The organism is Pseudomonas sp. R3-56 (genome assembly GCF_051132075.1).
Lineage (GTDB): Bacteria > Pseudomonadota > Gammaproteobacteria > Pseudomonadales > Pseudomonadaceae > Aquipseudomonas.
The window spans coordinates 4991611-5010583 of record NZ_CP071657.1 but is presented as its reverse complement, the minus strand read 5'-3'; the positions used below and the strand labels follow the sequence as shown (position 1 = coordinate 5010583).

At 61.5% G+C, this 18973-nt stretch carries 17 protein-coding genes; 10 read left to right on the top strand and 7 right to left on the bottom strand.

Features of this window, described 5'->3' with window-relative positions; genetic code table 11:
- Positions 1–37: 37 nt before the first annotated feature.
- On the top strand, positions 38–973 hold the full coding sequence (locus tag J3P96_RS22795; RefSeq protein ID WP_434653590.1) for a glutathione S-transferase family protein: 936 nt from the start codon (positions 38–40) through the stop codon (positions 971–973).
- A gap of 156 nt (positions 974–1129) precedes the next feature.
- Here J3P96_RS22795 and J3P96_RS22790 read toward each other — a convergent pair whose 3' ends face one another.
- Both J3P96_RS22790 and yejK read right to left on the bottom strand, forming a co-directional pair.
- Positions 1130–1486: a glutaredoxin family protein gene (locus J3P96_RS22790; protein WP_434653589.1), complete on the bottom strand. Its 357-nt coding sequence runs from the start codon at positions 1484–1486 to the stop codon at positions 1130–1132.
- Complete coding sequence (gene yejK, locus J3P96_RS22785) at positions 1486–2490, bottom strand: nucleoid-associated protein YejK (RefSeq protein WP_420765369.1); 1005 nt, start codon at positions 2488–2490, stop codon at positions 1486–1488. Before yejK ends, J3P96_RS22790 begins: the two co-directional genes overlap by 1 nt.
- A gap of 394 nt (positions 2491–2884) precedes the next feature.
- On the opposite strand from yejK, the gene J3P96_RS22780 reads away from it, so the two are divergent.
- Positions 2885–3166, top strand: coding sequence for an HU family DNA-binding protein (locus J3P96_RS22780; protein ID WP_030139622.1), 282 nt, complete (start codon positions 2885–2887; stop codon positions 3164–3166).
- Between the two features lie 293 nt (positions 3167–3459).
- Here the strand turns inward: J3P96_RS22780 and rlmF are convergent, their stop codons facing one another.
- The 5 genes from rlmF to J3P96_RS22755 all read right to left on the bottom strand — a co-directional run bounded on the left by rlmF (position 3460) and on the right by J3P96_RS22755 (position 10092).
- Positions 3460–4479 carry a 23S rRNA (adenine(1618)-N(6))-methyltransferase RlmF gene (rlmF, locus tag J3P96_RS22775; protein WP_434653588.1) on the bottom strand — a complete coding sequence of 340 codons (1020 nt, stop codon included), beginning with the start codon at positions 4477–4479 and terminating at the stop codon, positions 3460–3462.
- Between the two features lie 270 nt (positions 4480–4749).
- The gene (locus J3P96_RS22770) at positions 4750–7596 is read right to left on the bottom strand and encodes a valine--tRNA ligase (RefSeq protein WP_434653587.1); all 2847 of its coding nucleotides are present in this window, start codon (positions 7594–7596) and stop codon (positions 4750–4752) included.
- 133 nt (positions 7597–7729) lie between these two features.
- The gene (locus J3P96_RS22765) at positions 7730–8107 is read right to left on the bottom strand and encodes a DNA polymerase III subunit chi (RefSeq protein ID WP_434653586.1); all 378 of its coding nucleotides are present in this window, start codon (positions 8105–8107) and stop codon (positions 7730–7732) included.
- A 7-nt stretch (positions 8108–8114) separates the two neighbouring features.
- Entirely contained in the window at positions 8115–8543 is a 429-nt protein-coding gene (locus J3P96_RS22760) for a DNA polymerase III subunit chi (protein ID WP_305496566.1), read from the bottom strand.
- A 58-nt stretch (positions 8544–8601) separates the two neighbouring features.
- Entirely contained in the window at positions 8602–10092 is a 1491-nt protein-coding gene (locus J3P96_RS22755; protein ID WP_434653585.1) for a leucyl aminopeptidase, read from the bottom strand.
- 316 nt (positions 10093–10408) lie between these two features.
- Between J3P96_RS22755 and lptF the strand changes: the two genes are divergently transcribed.
- From lptF to pdxJ, 8 genes are all read left to right on the top strand, one after another.
- Positions 10409–11530, top strand: a complete 1122-nt coding sequence (lptF, locus tag J3P96_RS22750; protein ID WP_434625879.1) for an LPS export ABC transporter permease LptF — start codon at positions 10409–10411, stop codon at positions 11528–11530.
- The gene (gene lptG, locus J3P96_RS22745; protein ID WP_434625877.1) at positions 11523–12584 is read left to right on the top strand and encodes an LPS export ABC transporter permease LptG; all 1062 of its coding nucleotides are present in this window, start codon (positions 11523–11525) and stop codon (positions 12582–12584) included. Before lptF ends, lptG begins: the two co-directional genes overlap by 8 nt.
- A gap of 235 nt (positions 12585–12819) precedes the next feature.
- Positions 12820–14619 (top strand): translation elongation factor 4, encoded by a 1800-nt coding sequence (gene lepA, locus J3P96_RS22740; RefSeq protein ID WP_053124835.1) that lies wholly within the window; start codon positions 12820–12822, stop codon positions 14617–14619.
- 5 nt (positions 14620–14624) lie between these two features.
- Complete coding sequence (gene lepB / locus J3P96_RS22735) at positions 14625–15479, top strand: signal peptidase I (RefSeq protein WP_305496556.1); 855 nt, start codon at positions 14625–14627, stop codon at positions 15477–15479.
- Between the two features lie 184 nt (positions 15480–15663).
- Complete coding sequence (gene rnc / locus J3P96_RS22730) at positions 15664–16353, top strand: ribonuclease III (RefSeq protein WP_030139612.1); 690 nt, start codon at positions 15664–15666, stop codon at positions 16351–16353.
- Positions 16346–17248 (top strand): GTPase Era, encoded by a 903-nt coding sequence (gene era / locus J3P96_RS22725; protein ID WP_072345611.1) that lies wholly within the window; start codon positions 16346–16348, stop codon positions 17246–17248. The genes rnc and era overlap by 8 nt, the downstream gene beginning before the upstream one ends.
- 201 nt (positions 17249–17449) lie before the next feature.
- Positions 17450–18139, top strand: a complete 690-nt coding sequence (recO, locus tag J3P96_RS22720) for a DNA repair protein RecO (RefSeq protein WP_434653584.1) — start codon at positions 17450–17452, stop codon at positions 18137–18139.
- Positions 18140–18189: 50 nt separating this feature from the next.
- On the top strand, positions 18190–18933 hold the full coding sequence (gene pdxJ, locus J3P96_RS22715; RefSeq protein WP_434653583.1) for a pyridoxine 5'-phosphate synthase: 744 nt from the start codon (positions 18190–18192) through the stop codon (positions 18931–18933).
- Positions 18934–18973 lie beyond the last annotated feature (40 nt).

The window sequence follows — 18973 nt, the reverse complement described above, 5'->3', positions numbered from 1 at the left end:
TAAGCTGCAAGACTTCATCCCAGCAGTGGCGAATCTCATGTCTGAACTGATCCTCCATCATTACCCAACTTCCCCATTCGCAGAGAAAGCCCGCCTGTTGCTGGGTTTCAAGGGCTTGTCCTGGCGTTCGGTAGGTATACCGCCGATGATGCCCAAGCCGGACCTGACGGCCTTGACCGGTGGTTACCGCAAGACGCCGGTGTTGCAGATCGGCGCTGACATCTACTGCGACACGGCGTTGATAGCCCGGCGGCTGGAGCAGGAGAAAGCCTCGCCGGCGCTGTTTCCCGAGGGCCGGGAAATGATCGCTGCGTCCTTTGCCGCATGGGCGGATTCGGTGGTGTTTCAGCATGCGGTAAGCCTGGTATTCCAGCCGGAATCGGTGGCGGTGCGTTTTGCCAAGTTGCCGCCCGAGGCGATCAAGGCGTTCATCAGCGACCGTGCCGGGCTGTTCAGTGGCGGCACGGCCACGCGTCTGTCCGCCGAGCAGGCCAAGCATCAATGGCCTGTGATCATGGCGCGCCTGGAGCAGCAGTTGCAGCGTGAAGACGGCGACTTCCTGCTAGGCGATCCGTCGATTGCCGACTTTGCCATGGCGCATCCGCTGTGGTTCCTCAAGGGCACGCCTGTCACTTCACCTTTGGTGGATGCTCACCCTGCGGTATCGGCGTGGCTGGCGCGGGTGTTGGGTTTCGGCCACGGTGCGTCGAGCCAGATGAGTTCCGAAGAAGCCCTGGAGGTGGCTCGCAATGCGACGCCGGCGGCGCTGCCGGATGAGTCATTCGAGGAGCCGAACGGGTTTGTGGCGGGGCAGCGGGTGAGCATCGCGGCGACGGATTACGGTGTCGATCCGGTGGTTGGGGAGTTGTTGTTTGCCGGTAGCGAAGAATTGATTCTGCGTCGTCAGGACGAGCGTGGCGGGGTGGTGCATGTGCACTTTCCGCGGTTCGGGTTTCGCCTCGAGGCGGTCTGATTTTTGCTGAGGTGGTGACTGGGCTTCCGCTTTCGCGAGCAGGCTCGCTCCCACATGGATCTGTGGTGGGTATTGGATTGTTTGCCGCAATCACTGTGGGAGCGAGCCTGCTCGCGAAAGGGGGGCGGGGCCGACATCACTGCTGGCCCGGTGGATTTATATCGCGGCTAATGCCTTGAGAATATTCTCCGGCTCATACCCACGAATCAACGTGCCGTTCACATCCAGGATCGGAATCCCCCGGCCGCCCAGCGCCTCGTAGGCCTTGCGCGCTTCGGCGTCCTTTTCAATATCGAACTCGCGAAACGGCACGCCTTTCTCGTCCAGGAATCGTCGGGTTGCCTTGCAGTAGCCGCACCAGTCGGTGGCGTACAGCACGACGCGGGCGTTGCTGCGAACCTGTTCCGAAACCATTTGTGACGGATTGAACACCCGCTCGATCCTGCCCCAGTTCTGGTACGCGACCACCACCAGCAGAACCAGCAGGCACTTTTTCAGTACCCGGGTGAGCATCAGTTACGCCGCTTGAGCTGATCGGTCAGCGAGGTCGGTAAACCCTTGATGATCAGCGTGCCGGCCTCTTCGTCGTATTCGATCTTCGAGCCCAGCAGATGCGCTTCGAAGCTGATGGACAAGCCTTCGGCGCGGCCGGTGAAGCGGCGGAACTGATTGAGGGTGCGTTTATCCGCCGGAATTTCCGGCGACAGGCCGTAGTCCTTGTTGCGGATGTGATCGTAGAACGCTTTCGGGCGCTCTTCGTCGATCAGCTCCGAGAGCTCTTCCAGGCCCATCGGCTCGCCGAGCTTGGCCTGGCTGCTGGCGTAGTCCACCAGGGTCTTGGTTTTCTCCCGGGCGTCGTCTTCGGGCAGGTCTTCGCTTTCGACGAAGTCGCTGAAAGCCTTGAGCAGGGTGCGGGTTTCGCCGGGGCCGTCGACGCCTTCCTGGCAACCGATGAAGTCGCGAAAGTACTCCGAAACCTTCTTGCCGTTCTTGCCCTTGATGAACGAGATGTACTGTCTGGACTGTTTGTTGTTCTGCCATTCCGACACGTTGATCCGCGCCGCCAGGTGCAACTGGCCCAGGTCCAGGTGGCGCGACGGGGTCACGTCCAGCTCGTCAGTCACGGCCACGCCTTCGCTGTGGTGCAGCAGGGCGATCGCCAGGTAGTCGGTCATGCCTTGCTGGTAATGAGCGAACAGCACGTGGCCGCCCACCGACAGGTTGGATTCTTCCATCAGCTTTTGCAGGTGTTCCACCGCCACGCGACTGAACGCAGTGAAGTCCTTGCCGCCGTCGAGGTATTCCTTCAGCCAGCCGCTGAACGGATGCGCCCCTGATTCGGCATGGAAGAAGCCCCAGGCCTTGCCTTGCTTGGCGTTATAGCTCTCGTTGAGGTCGGCGAGCATGTTCTCGATGGCCGTGGACTCCGCCAGTTCGGAGTCGCGGGCATGGAGCACAGCGGGCGTGCCGTCGGGTTTTTTGTCGATCAGGTGGACGATGCAATGACGGATCGGCATGGATTTCTCGGCTGATGAAAGAGGGGAGGGCGCGCTCCCCGAAAAAGGGCCCAGTGTACCGCAATCACTGGTTTTGGAACGTGGTGAAGGCCCTTTCAGACCGGTCTGACACCCGGCGAGCATTTTTTTAGCGATTTAGCGCAATAAAGCTGACCAAATGGGTAGGTAGAGGCGGATATTTCACAGGCGTTGTGCTAGTTTTGCCCGGTCTTACGCGAAGTCACTGCGTTAAGCGTGCATTCAGCATTTGTCAGGTCGAACCAAACCCGGATTTCGGCATCTATTACCCCGATCCGTCGTGGTGATGACCGAGGGCGGCTGATCAGATAGATCGGCTCGATGGCTGACACTGCACTCTGCAATCCATATGAATTTGATAGGGAAGGAACACTACATGGCTCTTACTAAAGACCAACTGATCGCTGATTTGGCTGAATCTGTAGACGCACCAAAAGCTACCGTGCGTGCGCTGCTGGACCAACTGGGCCAAGTGGTTGCCGATCAGCTGGAAAACGGCGGCGAACTGACCTTGCCTGGTGTTGGCAAGCTGAAAGTCACCGAGCGTCCTGCCCGTACCGGTCGCAACCCTTCGACTGGCGCAGCCATCGAAATCCCGGCCAAGAAAGTGATCAAGCTGGTTGTGGCCAAAGGCCTGACCGACGCGGTCAACAAGTAAGATCGTTTTATGAAAAACCGTGCCGCGGAGCGATCCGGGCACGGTTTTTTGTTGCCTTGAAAAAGTGGCCAGTGGTGAGTAATGCTGATCACTCAAGAAAAACGACGTACCTGTGGCGAGGGAGCTTGCTCCCGCTCGGCTGCGAAGCAGTCGTATTCCGGCGGGTACGGTGTGTTTGATGCTGCGTATTCGGCAGGTTTTGGGGCCGCTACGCAGCCCAGCGGGAGCAAGCTCCCTCGCCACGGGAATGTCGATACCTTAAGTGAACCGCATCAGGCTGTGTTGAGGGAGGTTCAGTCCTTGCGAGCCCAGCGCGCCTGGCGCCAGGCTTGTTGCTGCGCCTGGTCCTGGAAGGTCCAAGCCACGAACCGACTCTGCTTCTGCCCCTGGGACATTTCCACCACCTGGCTGTGCAGCGCTCCGGCCTTTTTCAGCGCGGCTTGAATCGCCGGCAGGTTCGAGGCCTTCGATACCAGCGTGCTGAACCACAGCACTTGCCCGGCGATTTGTGCGCTCTCACTGATCAACTGCGTGACGAAGCGCGCCTCGCCACCCTCGCACCACAGCTCCGCCGCCTGGCCGCCGAAATTCAAGACCGGCAACTTGCGCTTCGGATCCGCCTTGCCCAGTGCCCGCCATTTTCGCTGGCTGCCCTTGGTGGCTTCCTCCAGGGAGGCGTGGAACGGCGGGTTGCACATCGTCAGGTCGAACCGTTCGGTACTTTCCAGAAGCCCCGACAGGATGTGCTTGCGGTTGGGTTGCTGGCGCAGCTGGATGGCTTTGTTCAGGCCGTTGGACTGGACGATGGCCTTGGCCGACGCGATTGCCGTCGGGTCGATTTCCGAGCCCAGGAAGTGCCAGCGGTAATCGCTGTAGCCGATCAGCGGATAAACGCAGTTGGCGCCGGTGCCAACGTCCAGCACCTTGACCGCCGCGCCGCGAGGAATTTCGCCTTCATTGTGGCTGGCGAGCAGGTCGGCGAGAAAATGCACGTAGTCGGCGCGCCCCGGCACGGGAGGGCACAGGTAGTCAGCGGGAATGTCCCAATAGGCAATGCCATAGAAGGACTTGAGCAGCGCCCGGTTGAACACTCGCACCGCCTCGGGGCTGGCAAAGTCGATGCTTTCCTTGCCGTAGGGATTGATGATCACGAACTTCGCCAGTTCCGGTGTGCTCTTGATCAGCGCCGGAAAGTCATAGTGGCCCTGATGGCGATTGCGCGGATGCAGGCTGGCCTTCTCCCGCGGCGCTTTGGCCTCGGCGACGGGCTTGGGCTTCTGGCGGGAAGGGCGGGGAGGGCGAGGGGCGGTCATGGCGGGTCGATTCAGGGCTGGCTCAAAAAGTGGCGGGCATTGTCCCACATTCGGCGCGGTCTTGATGACTGCGCTATTCAAATGAGCGGGGGAACCTGTGTGGGAGCGAGCCTGCTCGCGAAAGCGGTGGATCAGCTTGCATTGATGTTGAATTTTGCCACCGTAATCGCGAGCAGGCTTGCTCCCACAGGGGGAGGCGCTTTTTTTGGGGAAGGACAGGCAGAAAAAAAGGAGGCCACCAGGGCCTCCCTTTTCAATCACGAACCACCGTTACAGGCTGGCAATCCGCGCGTGCTGCTCGGCCAGCTTGCCCAGGGCCTGTTCGGCCTCGGCCAGTTTGGCCCGCTCCTTCTCGATGACTTCGGCCGGTGCCTTGTCGACGAAGCCGGCGTTCGACAGCTTGCCGCCGACGCGCTGGACTTCGCCCTTCAGACGCAGGATCTCCTTGTCCAGGCGCGCCAGTTCGGCGGCCTTGTCGATCAGGCCGGCCATTGGCACCAGCACTTCCATCTCGCCAACCAGGGCGGTGGCCGACAGCGGTGCTTCTTCGCCCGCAGCCAGTACCGTCACCGATTCGAGTTTCGCCAGCTTCTTGAGCAGCGCTTCGTTCTCATTGAGACGGCGCAGGTCTTCGGCGTTGGCGTTTTTCAGGAACAGGGTCAGCGGTTTGCCTGGGCCGATGTTCATTTCGGCGCGGATGTTTCGCAGGCCGAGCATGAAGGTCTTCAGCCACTCGATGTCGTCTTCGGCTGCCGGATCGATGCGGCTTTCGTTGGCCACCGGCCACGGTTGCAGCATGATCGTCTTGCCCTGGGCACCGGCCAGCGGTGCGACGCGCTGCCAGATTTCCTCGGTGATGAACGGCATGAACGGATGCGCCAGGCGCAGGGCCACTTCCAGTACGCGAACCAGGGTGCGACGAGTGCCGCGCTGGCGCTCGACCGGTGCGTTTTCGTCCCACAGTACCGGCTTGGACAGTTCCAGGTACCAGTCGCAATACTGGTTCCAGATGAACTCGTACAGCGCTTGTGCGGCCAGGTCGAAACGGAACTGGTCGAGCTGGCGGGTCACTTCGGCTTCGGTACGTTGTAACTGCGAAATGATCCAGCGATCAGCCAGGCTCAGCTCGTAGGCTTCGCCGTTCTGGCCGCAGTCTTCGCCCTTGTCCAGCACGTAGCGCGCGGCGTTCCAGATCTTGTTGCAGAAGTTGCGATAGCCTTCGACGCGGCCCATGTCGAACTTGATGTCGCGACCGGTGGATGCCAGCGAGCAGAAGGTAAACCGCAGAGCGTCGGTGCCGTAGCTGGCGATGCCCTCGGCAAATTCTTCGCGGGTGGCCTTCTCGATTTTCTTCGCCAGTTTCGGCTGCATCAGGCCCGAGGTGCGTTTCTGCACCAGGGTTTCCAAGTCAATGCCGTCGATGATGTCCAGCGGGTCGAGGACGTTGCCCTTGGACTTGGACATCTTCTGGCCCTGGCCGTCGCGCACCAGGCCATGAACGTAGACAGTCTTGAACGGCACTTGCGGCGTGCCGTCCTCGTTCTTCACCAGGTGCATGGTCAGCATGATCATCCGGGCGACCCAGAAGAAAATGATGTCGAAGCCGGTGACGAGCACGTCGGTGGAGTGGAATTTCTTCAGGAACTCGGTCTGTTGCGGCCAGCCCAGGGTCGAGAACGTCCACAGGCCCGAACTGAACCAGGTGTCGAGAACGTCGTTGTCCTGCGCCAGCGCTACGTCCGGGCCAAGGTTGTGCTTGGCGCGGACTTCGGCTTCATCGCGACCGACGTAGACCTTGCCCGACTCGTCGTACCAGGCCGGGATGCGGTGGCCCCACCACAGTTGGCGGCTGATGCACCAATCCTGGATGTCGCGCATCCACGAGAAGTACATGTTTTCGTATTGCTTGGGCACGAACTGGATGCGGCCGTCTTCCACGGCGGCAATCGCCGGCTCGGCCAGCGGCTTGGTCGACACGTACCATTGGTCGGTCAGCCACGGCTCGATGATGGTGCCAGAGCGATCGCCTTTCGGGACTTTCAGCCCATGGTCGTCAACGCTGACCAGCAGGCCGGCGGCGTCGAACGCAGCAACGATCTGCTTGCGCGCTTCGAAACGGTCCAGGCCGGCGTATTCGGCCGGGATCTGGCCGTCGACGCTTTCGTTCAGGGTGCCGTCGAGGTTGAATGCCTGGGCGGCCGGCAAGACATTCGCGTTCTTGTCGAAGATGTTCAACAGCGGCAGGTTGTGGCGCTTGCCGACTTCGTAGTCGTTGAAATCGTGGGCCGGGGTGATTTTCACGCAACCGGTGCCGAATTCAGGATCGCAATAGTCGTCGCCAATGATCGGGATGCGACGGCCAACCAGCGGCAGCTCGACGAACTGGCCGATCAGCGCCTGGTAGCGCTCGTCGTTCGGGTTCACCGCTACGGCGGAGTCGCCCAGCATGGTTTCCGGACGCGTGGTGGCGACGATCAGGTAATCCTTGCCTTCGGCGGTCTTGGCGCCGTCGGCCAGCGGGTACTTCAGGTTCCACAGGAAACCTTTCTCGTCGTGGTTCTCCACTTCGAGGTCGGAAATCGCCGTGTGCAACTTGGTGTCCCAGTTGACCAGGCGCTTGCCGCGATAGATCAGCCCGTCTTCATGCAGGCGCACGAAGGCTTCCTTGACCGCTTCGGACAGGCCGTCGTCCATGGTGAAGCGCTCGCGGCTCCAGTCGACGGACGAGCCGAGGCGACGAATCTGACGGCTGATGTTGCCGCCGGATTCGTCTTTCCATTCCCAGACTTTCTCGAGGAATTTTTCCCGACCCAAGTCATGGCGATTCTGGCCCTGGGCTTCGAGGCGACGTTCCACCAGCATTTGCGTGGCGATACCGGCGTGGTCGGTGCCCGGCTGCCACAAGGTGTTGCGGCCTTGCATGCGACGGAAACGGATCAGGGCGTCCATGATCGCGTTGTTGAAGCCATGGCCCATGTGCAGGCTGCCGGTGACGTTCGGCGGCGGGATCATGATGGTGTAGGAATCGCCCGCGCCTTGCGGAGCGAAATAATTCTCGGACTCCCAGGTGTTGTACCAGGAAGTTTCAATGGCGTGCGGCTGGTAGGTCTTATCCATGCGCGGCGGGACCCTATTGGCATTTATTCAGGAAAAGCCGGGAAGTATAGCCGCCGGGCCAGCGGCAAGCTACAAGCCGCAAGCTGCAAGAGGAGGATCTGGCTTTGCTTTTGCTTTTGCTTTTGCTTGCAGCTTAAAGCTTGCCGCTCGTAGCTGCGGCAAGCAGCCGCTCCATCCGCGCATCCAACCGGCGCTTGATCTCGGTTTCGATGTGCGGGGCGAAATCGTCGATCACGTCTTGCAGGATCAGTTGGGCGGCGGCGCGCAATTCCTGGTCCAGATGCAACAGGGCGTCGGGGCCTTTTGGTTCGGCATTGGGGGCTGGCTTGGGTTCGGGCTGGCCGGTGATCGGTTCGAACAGCAGCGGAATCTGCTCGTCATGCACGGCTTCGTGTTCCACCGTGTCGGTCAACAGCGGTGGCTGCAAGGTATCGTCACCGAGCAGTTGGCGGATCGACTCGAGGTCATCCAGCAGGTGAGCAGGTTTTTGCGGCGGTTTTGGAGTGTCCATCGTAGGCTCAGAGTCGCTGTAAACGGTGGTCTTGCAGAGCATAGCCCTGTTCGCGGTAGAAACGGAAACTCTCCCGCGCGGCTTGCCGGATGGCCGGGTCTTCAACCACGACTTCCGCCACGCGGGCGAAACGCTGGGCAAACGCCGGCACTTTCAGGTCGAGATTGACCAGCAGGTCCTGATGCTGACCGCAGTCTTCCCCCAGCCCCAGCACGATCAGCCCTTCGGGTTCGCTTTCGGCCGGACCGTGGGGCACGAAACTCTCGCCCTTGAACGCCCACAGGCGCGCGTCCAGGTCTTCGCGCTGAGCGGCATCGCTGCAATGCAGATAGATGCGATGGCCCATGCGCCAGGCTTTCTCGGTGAGCTTGCAGGCGAAATCCAGTCGCGCCGAGGGATCGGCGCTGGGCAGGATGTAGAAGTCGACTTTGGTCATTGCGTTCCTTGAATCGCCGAGGCGTCACCCGAGGGCGACGCACCGGCGATCATCGGTGTCAGGCCTTGGCGCGGTCCAGCAGGTACTGGGTCAGCAGGGGTACCGGGCGGCCGGTGGCGCCCTTGTCCTTTCCGCCGCTGGTCCAGGCCGTGCCGGCGATGTCCAGGTGGGCCCAGTTCAGGTTCTTGGTGAAGCGCGACAGGAAGCACGCTGCGGTGATGGTCCCGGCTTTCGGGCCACCGATGTTGGCGATGTCGGCGAACGGGCTGTCCAGCTGTTCCTGGTACTCATCGAACAGCGGCAACTGCCAGGCGCGATCGTCGGCCTGCTGGCCGGCGCTGAGCAGTTGGCCGATCAGCTCGTCATTGTTGCCCAGCAGGCCCGAGGTATGGGCGCCCAGGGCGACGACGCAGGCGCCAGTCAGCGTGGCGATGTCGATCACCGCTTGCGGCTTGAAGCGTTCGGAATAGGTGAGGGCGTCGCACAGCACCAGACGGCCTTCGGCATCGGTGTTGAGGATTTCCACGGTCTGGCCGCTCATGGTGGTGACGATGTCGCCCGGGCGCGAAGCCGTGCCGCTGGGCATGTTCTCGGCGCAGGCGAGGATGCAGACCAGGTTGATCGGCAATTGCAGCTCGAGCACGGCGCGCAGGGTGCCGAACACGCTGGCGGCGCCGCCCATGTCGTATTTCATTTCATCCATGCCGGCGCCGGGCTTGAGGCTGATGCCGCCGGTGTCGAAAGTGATGCCCTTGCCCACCAGAGCGTACGGCTTCTCGGATTTCTTGCCGCCGTTGTATTGCATCACGATCAGGCGTGGCGGCTGGGCGCTGCCCTGGCCGACGGCATAGAACGAACCCATGCCCAGGTCCTTGATTTTCTTCTCGTCGAAGATCTCGACCTTCAGACCCTTGAATTCCTTGCCCAGTGCCTTGGCCTGTTCACCCATGAAGGTCGGGTGGCAGATGTTCGGCGGCAGGTTGCCCAGGTCGCGGGTGAAGGCCATGCCGTTGGCGATCGCGGTGGCGTGGGTCACGGCGCGCTGGACTTCGGCCTGGGCGGCCTTGATGGTCAGCAGGGTGATTTTTTTAAGTGCACGGGGTTCGGCTTTCTGGCTCTTGAACTGATCGAACTGGTATTCGCCATCCACCAGGGTCTCGGCCAGCAGGCGATTCTTGCCGTAGCTGTCGCGGCCTTTTACAACCAGTTCGTCCAAGGCCAGCACGGCGTCGCCACCGCCCAGGTTTTTCAGGGTGCCCAAGACGCCGGCAATGATCTTGCGGAACGGACGGTCGCCCAGTTCAGCGTCCTTGCCAACGCCCACCAGCAACACGCGCTCGGCCTTGAGGTTGGGGAGGCTGTGCAGCAGCAGGCTCTGGCCGACCTTGCCGGCCAGGTCGCCGCGCTTGAGTACGGCGCTGATGGCGCCGCCGCTCAAGGCGTCGAGCTGGGTGGCGACGACGCCGAGCTGGCGGTTCTCACCAACGGCAACCACCAGCGTGGCGGTCTTCAACGTTTCTGGGCTGACGCTTTTTACAACCAGTTCCATGTCCGGATCCTTGAGTCAATGGTCAAGAGGCCAGGCGCCGCGACGACAGTGGCGCGCTGAACAGCTGTCTTCTATATAAAAGAAGCGCCGGAGCTTGCCGGCGACAAAGGCCGCAGTTTGAACCCCGGCGCCCGAAGCTGACAACCCTCGCAACGGTTAACTTTTCTGGCTGGGGAGCGGCTGCTTAAAGCATGCGCAGTGACAGGCGCCTCCAATCACAGGATAATGCGGCTCTTTTTTCGGCTGCTCGCAGTATGCGTCGGCTCGATACGTTTCTTGTTTGGCCGCCTAGCCTGACAATCGTGGAGTGTCTGGTTTGATCGTCTTCCGTTATCTATCCCGCGAAGTCCTGCTGACCCTGAGCGCGGTCAGTGCCGTGCTGCTGGTCATCATCATGAGCGGGCGCTTCATCAAGTACCTTGCCCAGGCGGCTTCGGGCGCCCTCGATCCGGGCTCGCTGTTCCTGATCATGGGGTTCCGCCTGCCGGGCTTCCTGCAACTGATCCTGCCGCTGGGATTGTTCCTCGGGATCCTGCTGGCCTACGGTCGCCTGTACCTCGACAGTGAAATGACCGTGCTGTCGGCCACCGGCATGAGCCAGCAGCGTCTGTTTCGCATCACTCTGTTCCCGGCCACATTGGTGGCGCTGGTAGTGGCCTGGCTGAGCCTGAGCCTGTCGCCCCAGGGCGCCAACCAGTTCCAACTGCTGATCAACCAGCAGGACGCCATGACCGAATTCGACACCCTGGTGCCGGGGCGCTTCCAGGCCCTGCGCGACGGGACGCGTGTCACCTACACCGAACAACTGTCGGACGACCGGGTCAACCTCGGCGGCGTCTTCATCACCCAGAAAAACGTCTCTTCGGACACCAAGAAGGACCGCGGCATTTCCGTGCTGGTGGCTGAGAAAGGGCGCCAGGAAATCAACCCCGACGGCAACCGCTACCTGATCCTGGAGAACGGCTATCGCTACGATGGCACCCCGGGGCAGGCCGATTATCGGGCGATCAAGTACGACACCTACGGTGTGCTGCTGCCCAAGCCCGATGTCAGCGATGAAGTCACCGACCGTGATGCCATGCCTACCGCCAGCCTGCTGGGCAGTGACGACATCCGCGCCCGCACCGAATTGCAATGGCGCCTGTCGCTGCCGTTGCTGGTGTTCATCGTGACCCTCATGGCGGTCCCGCTGTCGCGGGTCAATCCGCGCCAGGGTCGTTTCCTCAAGCTGCTGCCGGCGATTCTTTTGTATATGGCCTACCTGACCATCCTGATTTCCGCCCGCAGTGCCCTGGAGAAAGGCAAGATCCCGCCGGCCCTGGGCCTGTGGTGGGTGCATTCGATCTTCCTGGTCATTGGCCTGGGCTTGCTCTATTGGGAGCCGTTGCGCTTGAAGCTGGCCAGTCGTCGCAGCGCGCTGGAGGTGGCCCGTGGTTAAACTCGACCGCTATATCGGCAGCAGCGTGTTCATGGCGATCCTCGCGGTGCTGGGGATCATTCTTGGCCTGGCGACCCTGTTCGCGTTCATCGACGAGATGGGCGATGTCAGCGATACCTATACATTGCTGGACGTGGCGAGCTACGTGTTGCTGACGGCACCAAGGCGCCTGTACGACATGTTGCCGATGGCTGCGCTGATCGGTTGCCTGATCGGCCTGGGGAGCTTGGCGAGCAACAGCGAACTGACCATCATGCGCGCCGCCGGCGTGTCCATCGGCCGCATCGTGTGGGCGGTGATGAAACCGATGCTGGTGCTGATGCTGGTCGGGCTGCTCGTCGGCGAGTACGTCGCGCCGGCCACCGAGAACACCGCCCAGGCCAATCGCTCCCTGGCCCAGGGCGGCGGCGATGCCCAAAGCGCCAAGCATGGCTTGTGGCACCGCCAGGGTGACGAGTTCATCCACATCAACTCGGTCCAGCCTAACGGCACGCTGTACGGCGTGACCCGGTATCGCTTCGACGAAGAGCGGCACTTGTTGTCGTCGAGCTTCGCCAAACGCGCCAATTTCGCCGAGGATCACTGGCAACTGACCGACGTTACTACCACCTTGTTCCATGACAAGCGCACCGAGGTGGTCGCCGCTCCGCAGGAACGTTGGGACGTGCAGATCAGCCCGCAGTTGCTCAGCACCGTCGTGATGGCGCCGGAGTCGCTTTCGATCACCGGTTTGTGGGGTTACATCCACTATCTGGCGGACCAGGGCCTGAACAATGGCCGCTACTGGCTGGCATTTTGGGTCAAGGTGTTGCAGCCGCTGGTCACTGCCGCCCTGGTGTTGATGGCGATTTCCTTCATCTTTGGTCCGCTGCGCTCGGTGACCCTCGGCCAGCGGGTCTTCACCGGCGTGCTGGTGGGCTTCACCTTCCGTATCGCCCAGGACCTGCTGGGGCCATCGAGCCTGGTGTTCGGTTTCTCGCCGCTGCTTGCGGTGCTGGTGCCGGCCACGGTCTGCGCGCTGGCCGGGCTCTGGCTGCTGCGCCGGGCGGGTTGATCCATTTTATTGTGGCAGGGGAGCTTCTGTGGCGAGGGAGCTTGCTCCCGCTGGACTGCGCAGCAGTCCCCTGCAGCCTGCCTGACACATCGCCGTGGCGCATAATCGAGGGGCCGCTTCGCAGCCCAGCGGGAGCAAGCTCCCTCGCCACACGTGACGCTTGCACGATGGATCAGGTACAATTCCCGGCTATTTTTCGGCGGGCCATGCCTGCAGCCTTTTTGAGTGTTGATCCGTGAGTGATTTGAGTCATATCCGCAATTTCTCCATCATCGCCCACATTGACCATGGCAAGTCGACGCTGGCTGATCGCTTCATCCAGATGTGCGGCGGTCTGGCCGAGCGTGAAATGGAAGCCCAGGTACTGGACTCCATGGACCTCGAGCGTGAGCGCGGGATCACCATCAAGGCCCACAGCGTTACCCTCTATTACAAGGCTCGCGACGGCGTCACCTACCAGCTCAACTTCATCGACACCCCCGGCCACGTCGACTTCACCTATGAAGTCAGCCGGTCGCTGGCGGCCTGCGAAGGCGCGCTGCTGGTTGTCGATGCCGGCCAGGGCGTCGAGGCCCAGTCGGTCGCCAACTGCTACACGGCCATCGAGCAGGGCCTGGAAGTCATGCCGGTGCTGAACAAGATCGACCTGCCCCAGGCCGATCCGGACCGCGTGAAAGAAGAAATCGAGAAAATCATCGGCATCGACGCCACCGACGCGGTCACTTGCAGCGCCAAGACCGGCCTGGGCGTGGATGAAGTGCTTGAGCGCCTGGTCACTACCATTCCGGCGCCGACCGGCAATATCGAAGATCCGCTGCAAGCGTTGATCATTGACTCGTGGTTCGACAACTACCTGGGCGTGGTCTCCCTGGTTCGCGTGCGCCATGGCCGCGTGAAGAAGGGCGACAAAATCCTGGTCAAGTCCACCGGCAAGATCCACCTGGTGGACAGCGTCGGTGTGTTCAACCCGAAACACACGGCCACCGTCGACCTGAAGGCTGGCGAAGTCGGCTTCATCATTGCCGGTATCAAGGACATCCACGGTGCGCCGGTCGGCGACACCCTGACCTTGAGCTCTACCCCCGACGTTGACGTGCTGCCGGGCTTCAAGCGCATTCAGCCGCAGGTCTATGCCGGCCTGTTCCCGGTCAGCTCCGACGACTTCGAGGATTTCCGCGAAGCACTGCAGAAGCTGACCCTGAACGACTCGTCCCTGCAGTACACCCCGGAAAGCTCCGACGCCCTGGGCTTCGGTTTCCGCTGCGGGTTCCTCGGCATGCTGCACATGGAAATCATCCAGGAGCGCCTGGAGCGCGAATACGACCTGGACCTGATCACCACGGCGCCGACGGTAATCTTCGAGCTGCTGCTCAAGAACGGCGAGACCATCTACGTCGACAACCCGTCCAAGCTGCCGGACCTGTCGGCCATCGAGGACATGCGCGAGCCAATCGTGCGGGCGAATATCCTTGTGCCTCAGGAACACCTGGGCAACGTCATTACCCTGTGCATCGAGAAGCGCGGCGTGCAACACGACATGCTGTTCCTCGGCACGCAGGTCCAGGTGACCTACGACTTGCCGATGAACGAAGTGGTGCTGGACTTCTTTGACCGCCTGAAATCCACCAGCCGCGGCTATGCTTCGCTGGACTATCATTTCGATCGTTACCAATCGGCTAATCTGGTGAAGCTGGATGTGCTGATCAACGGCGAAAAAGTCGATGCCCTGGCATTGATCGTGCACCGTGACAACGCGCATTACAAAGGTCGTGCATTGACCGAGAAGATGAAGGAGCTGATTCCGCGGCAGATGTTCGACGTGGCAATCCAGGCCGCCATTGGCGGGCAGATTGTGGCGCGCACAACCGTCAAGGCACTCAGAAAGAACGTATTGGCCAAATGCTACGGCGGCGACGTCAGCCGTAAGCGCAAGCTGTTGGAAAAGCAGAAGGCCGGTAAAAAACGCATGAAGCAGGTCGGTAACGTGGAAATTCCACAGGAAGCCTTCCTTGCGGTGCTCAGGTTGGATAGTTAGGTCCTATGTCGCTAAATTTCCCGCTGTTGCTGGTGATCGCCGTGTTCGTCTGCGGCCTGTTGGCGTTGCTTGATCTGTTGTTCCTGGCGCCTCGGCGTCGGGCCGCCATTGCCTCATATCAGGGCAGCGTCAGCCAGCCTGATGGCGTGGTCATCGAAAAGCTCAACAAGGAACCGCTGCTGGTCGAATACGGCAAGTCGTTCTTCCCGGTGCTGTTCATCGTCCTCGTGCTGCGCTCGTTCCTGGTGGAGCCGTTCCAGATCCCGTCCGGCTCGATGAAGCCGACCCTGGACGTGGGCGACTTCATCCTGGTGAACAAGTTTTCCTACGGGATCCGGCTGCCGGTGATCGACAAGAAAGTCATCGAGATCGGCGACCCGCAACGGGGTGATGTCATGGTGTTCCGCTTCCCGAGCGACCCGAACGTCAACTACATCAAGCGTGTGGTCGGCCTGCCGGGCGACAGGATTCGCTACACCGCCGACAAGCGTCTGTTCGTCAACGGCGAACTGGTGGCCGAGCAGTTGATCGGCTCCGAGCCGGGCACGCTGGGCAGTGCCGAGCTCTATAAGGAAAAACTCGGCGAGGCGGAACACCTGATCCGCAAGGAAATGAGCCGCTACCGCGCCACGCCGGACCATTCGTGGACCGTGCCGGCCGGGCACTATTTCATGATGGGCGACAACCGCGACAACTCCAACGACAGCCGCTACTGGGATGATCCGAACATTCCCAGGGACATGCTGGGCATGGTCCCCGACCGCAACATCGTCGGCAAGGCCTTTGCGGTCTGGATGAGCTGGCCGGAACCCAAACTCAGTCACCTGCCGAATTTCTCGCGGGTTGGCCTGATCAAGTAATCACACACGGCGCTGTTGAACACAGCGCCGAATGCATTTCTGGAGCCTGCACAAGGCTGCCCGAAGGCATGAAGCCAACGATAGTCAGGACGTCATTTTTGAACACAGCGTTAATTGTCCCAAGCCAACGGCGCTCAGTCGCCGTGGCGGTGGAATCCAGCCACGAACTCAGCGTGGGTAAACCGTGAGCGTTTCTCTAAGCCGTCTCGAGCGTCAGCTCGGCTACACTTTCAAGGATCAGGAGCTGATGCTCCTGGCCCTGACTCACCGCAGTTTTGCCGGGCGCAACAACGAACGCCTTGAATTCCTCGGCGATGCCATCCTCAACTTCGTGGCCGGCGAGGCGTTGTTCGAACGCTTCCCCCTGGCGCGGGAAGGCCAGTTGTCGCGTTTGCGTGCACGGTTGGTAAAAGGTGAGACCCTGGCGGTACTGGCCCGTGGTTTTGACCTGGGCGACTACCTGCGCCTGGGCTCCGGCGAGTTGAAAAGTGGCGGTTTTCGTCGCGAATCGATCCTGGCCGATGCCCTGGAAGCGCTGATTGGCGCGATCTATCTGGATTCCGGCATGGAAATGGCCCGCGAGCGTGTGCTGGCCTGGCTGACTTCCGAGATCGACAGCCTGACGCTGGTGGACACCAACAAGGATCCCAAGACGCGCTTGCAGGAATTCCTGCAGTCGCGCAGCTGCGAACTGCCGCGCTACGAAGTGGTGGATATCCAGGGTGAGCCGCATTGCCGAACCTTCTTCGTCGAATGCGAAGTGGTCCTATTGAATGAAAAAAGCCGAGGCCAGGGCGTCAGCCGTCGTATTGCCGAACAGGTAGCGGCCGCTGCAGCACTGATCGCCCTGGGCGTGGAGAATGGCAATGACTGATACAACCGTTACCCGCTGCGGCTATGTCGCCATCGTTGGCCGGCCGAACGTGGGCAAGTCGACATTGCTCAACCACATTCTCGGCCAGAAGCTGGCGATCACGTCGCGCAAGCCGCAAACCACTCGCCACAACATGCTCGGCATCAAGACCGAAGGCGCCGTCCAGGCGATCTACGTCGACACGCCCGGCATGCACAAGGGTGGCGAGAAGGCCCTGAACCGCTACATGAACAAGACGGCCTCGGCGGCGTTGAAGGACGTTGACGTGGTGATCTTCGTGGTCGACCGCACCAAGTGGACCGAAGAAGACCAGATGGTTCTCGAGCGTGTCCAGTACGTGACCGGTCCCTTGATCGTTGCGCTGAACAAGACCGACCGCATCGAAGACAAGGCCGAGCTGATGCCGCACCTGAGCTGGTTGCAGGAGCAGTTGCCGAATGCCCAGATCATCCCGATCTCTGCCCAGCACGGGCACAACCTCGACGCGCTGGAGCGGGTGATCGCCGAGCACCTGCCGGAAAACGATCACTTCTTCCCCGAAGACCAGATCACCGACCGCAGCAGCCGTTTTCTCGCCGCCGAACTGGTGCGCGAGAAAATCATGCGGCAGATGGGTGCCGAGCTGCCGTACCAGATCACGGTGGAAATCGAAGAGTTCAAGCAGCAGGGCAAGACCCTGCACATCCATGCCTTGATCCTCGTCGAGCGTGACGGCCAGAAAAAAATCATCATTGGCGACAAGGGCGAGCGCATCAAGCGCATCGGCACCGAGGCACGCAAGGACATGGAGCTGCTGTTCGACTCCAAGATCATGCTCAACCTGTGGGTCAAGGTGAAGGGCGGCTGGTCCGATGACGAGCGGGCGCTGCGCTCGCTGGGTTACGGCGACCTGTAACCTGATTGGCTGGGGGCGGGCTCTTGTGGCGAGGGAGCTTGCTCCCGCTGGGTTGCGAAGCAGCCCCAGAACCTGCGACTTCGTTCCGCCAGACATACCCCGCTGCCTGATTTTACGACTGCTTCGCAGCCGAGCGGGAGCAAGCTCCCTCGCCACAGGACTTGTTCATCCATTGATGTCTTGCTGATACTCAGGCCCCCGATGCCGCCCAACCAACCCCTCGCCCAACCCGCCTACGTCCTGCATTCCCGCGCCTATCGCGAAAGCAGCGCCCTGGTGGACTTCCTCACGCCTCAAGGGCGGCTGCGGGCGGTGTTGCGGGGGGCTCGGGGCAAGGCCGGGACCCTGGCGCGGCCGTTCGTGCCGCTGGAAGTCGAGTTTCGCGGCCGGGGTGAGTTGAAGAATGTCGGGCGCATGGAAAGCAATGGCGTCGCCTCCTGGCTCAATGGCGAAGCGCTGTTCAGTGGCCTGTACCTCAACGAATTGCTGATCCGCCTGCTGCCCGCCGAAGATCCCCATCCCGCCGTGTTCGACCATTACACCGCCACGTTGCTGGCCCTGGCCGAGGGTCGACCCTTGGAGCCATTGCTGCGCTCTTTCGAATGGCGCCTGCTGGATGACCTGGGCTACGGTTTTGCCCTGGACGCCGACCTGCACGGCGATCCTATTGCGGCCGACGGTCTGTATCGCCTGCAAGTGGATGCAGGCCTGGAGCGGGTCTACCTGCTGCAACCGGGACTGTTCAACGGCGTCGAGTTGCTGGCCATGGCGCAAGCCGACTGGACAGCGCCTGGCGCGCTGGCGGCGGCCAAGCGGCTGATGCGCCAGGCCCTGGCGGTTCATCTGGGCGGCCGGCCGCTGGTCAGTCGCGAGTTGTTTCGCAAGCCCTGATCTCCCCGTATGCTGTGGGCCGAATCTCTGTCCATTCAGGAGCGCTTTTCGTGAGCACCAGCAATCGCATTCTTCTCGGCGTGAACATCGACCATGTCGCCACTCTGCGCCAGGCCCGTGGTACGCGTTACCCGGACCCGGTCAAGGCCGCGCTGGACGCCGAAGAGGCGGGCGCCGACGGCATCACCGTGCACTTGCGCGAAGACCGTCGACACATCCAGGAACGCGACGTTCTGCTGCTCAAGGATGTGCTGCAGACTCGCATGAATTTTGAAATGGGCGTGACCGAGGAAATGATGGCGTTCGCCGAACGCATCCGTCCGGCGCACATCTGCCTGGTTCCGGAGACGCGCCAGGAATTGACCACCGAAGGCGGCCTGGATGTAGCGGGGCAGGAGTCGCGGATCAGCCTGGCGGTGGAGCGCCTGTCGAAGATCGGCGCCGAGGTCTCGCTGTTCATCGATGCCGATGAACGGCAGATCGAAGCCTCCAAGCGTGTCGGTGCGCCGGCCATCGAGCTGCACACCGGCCGTTACGCCGACGCCGAGACACCTACGGACGTGGCCGATGAGCTGCAGCGGGTCGCCGACGGCGTCAGCTTCGGCCTGGCCCAGGGGCTGATCGTCAACGCCGGCCATGGTCTGCATTACCACAACGTCGAAGCCGTCGCGGCCATCAAGGGCATCAACGAGCTGAACATCGGCCACGCGCTGGTGGCCCATGCGTTGTTCGTCGGGTTCAAGTCGGCTGTGTCAGAGATGAAAGCGTTGATCCTGGCGGCTGCCAAATCCTGAGCCCATTCCATAAAGCTTACTTAAGGCGTGCCTGATCCGT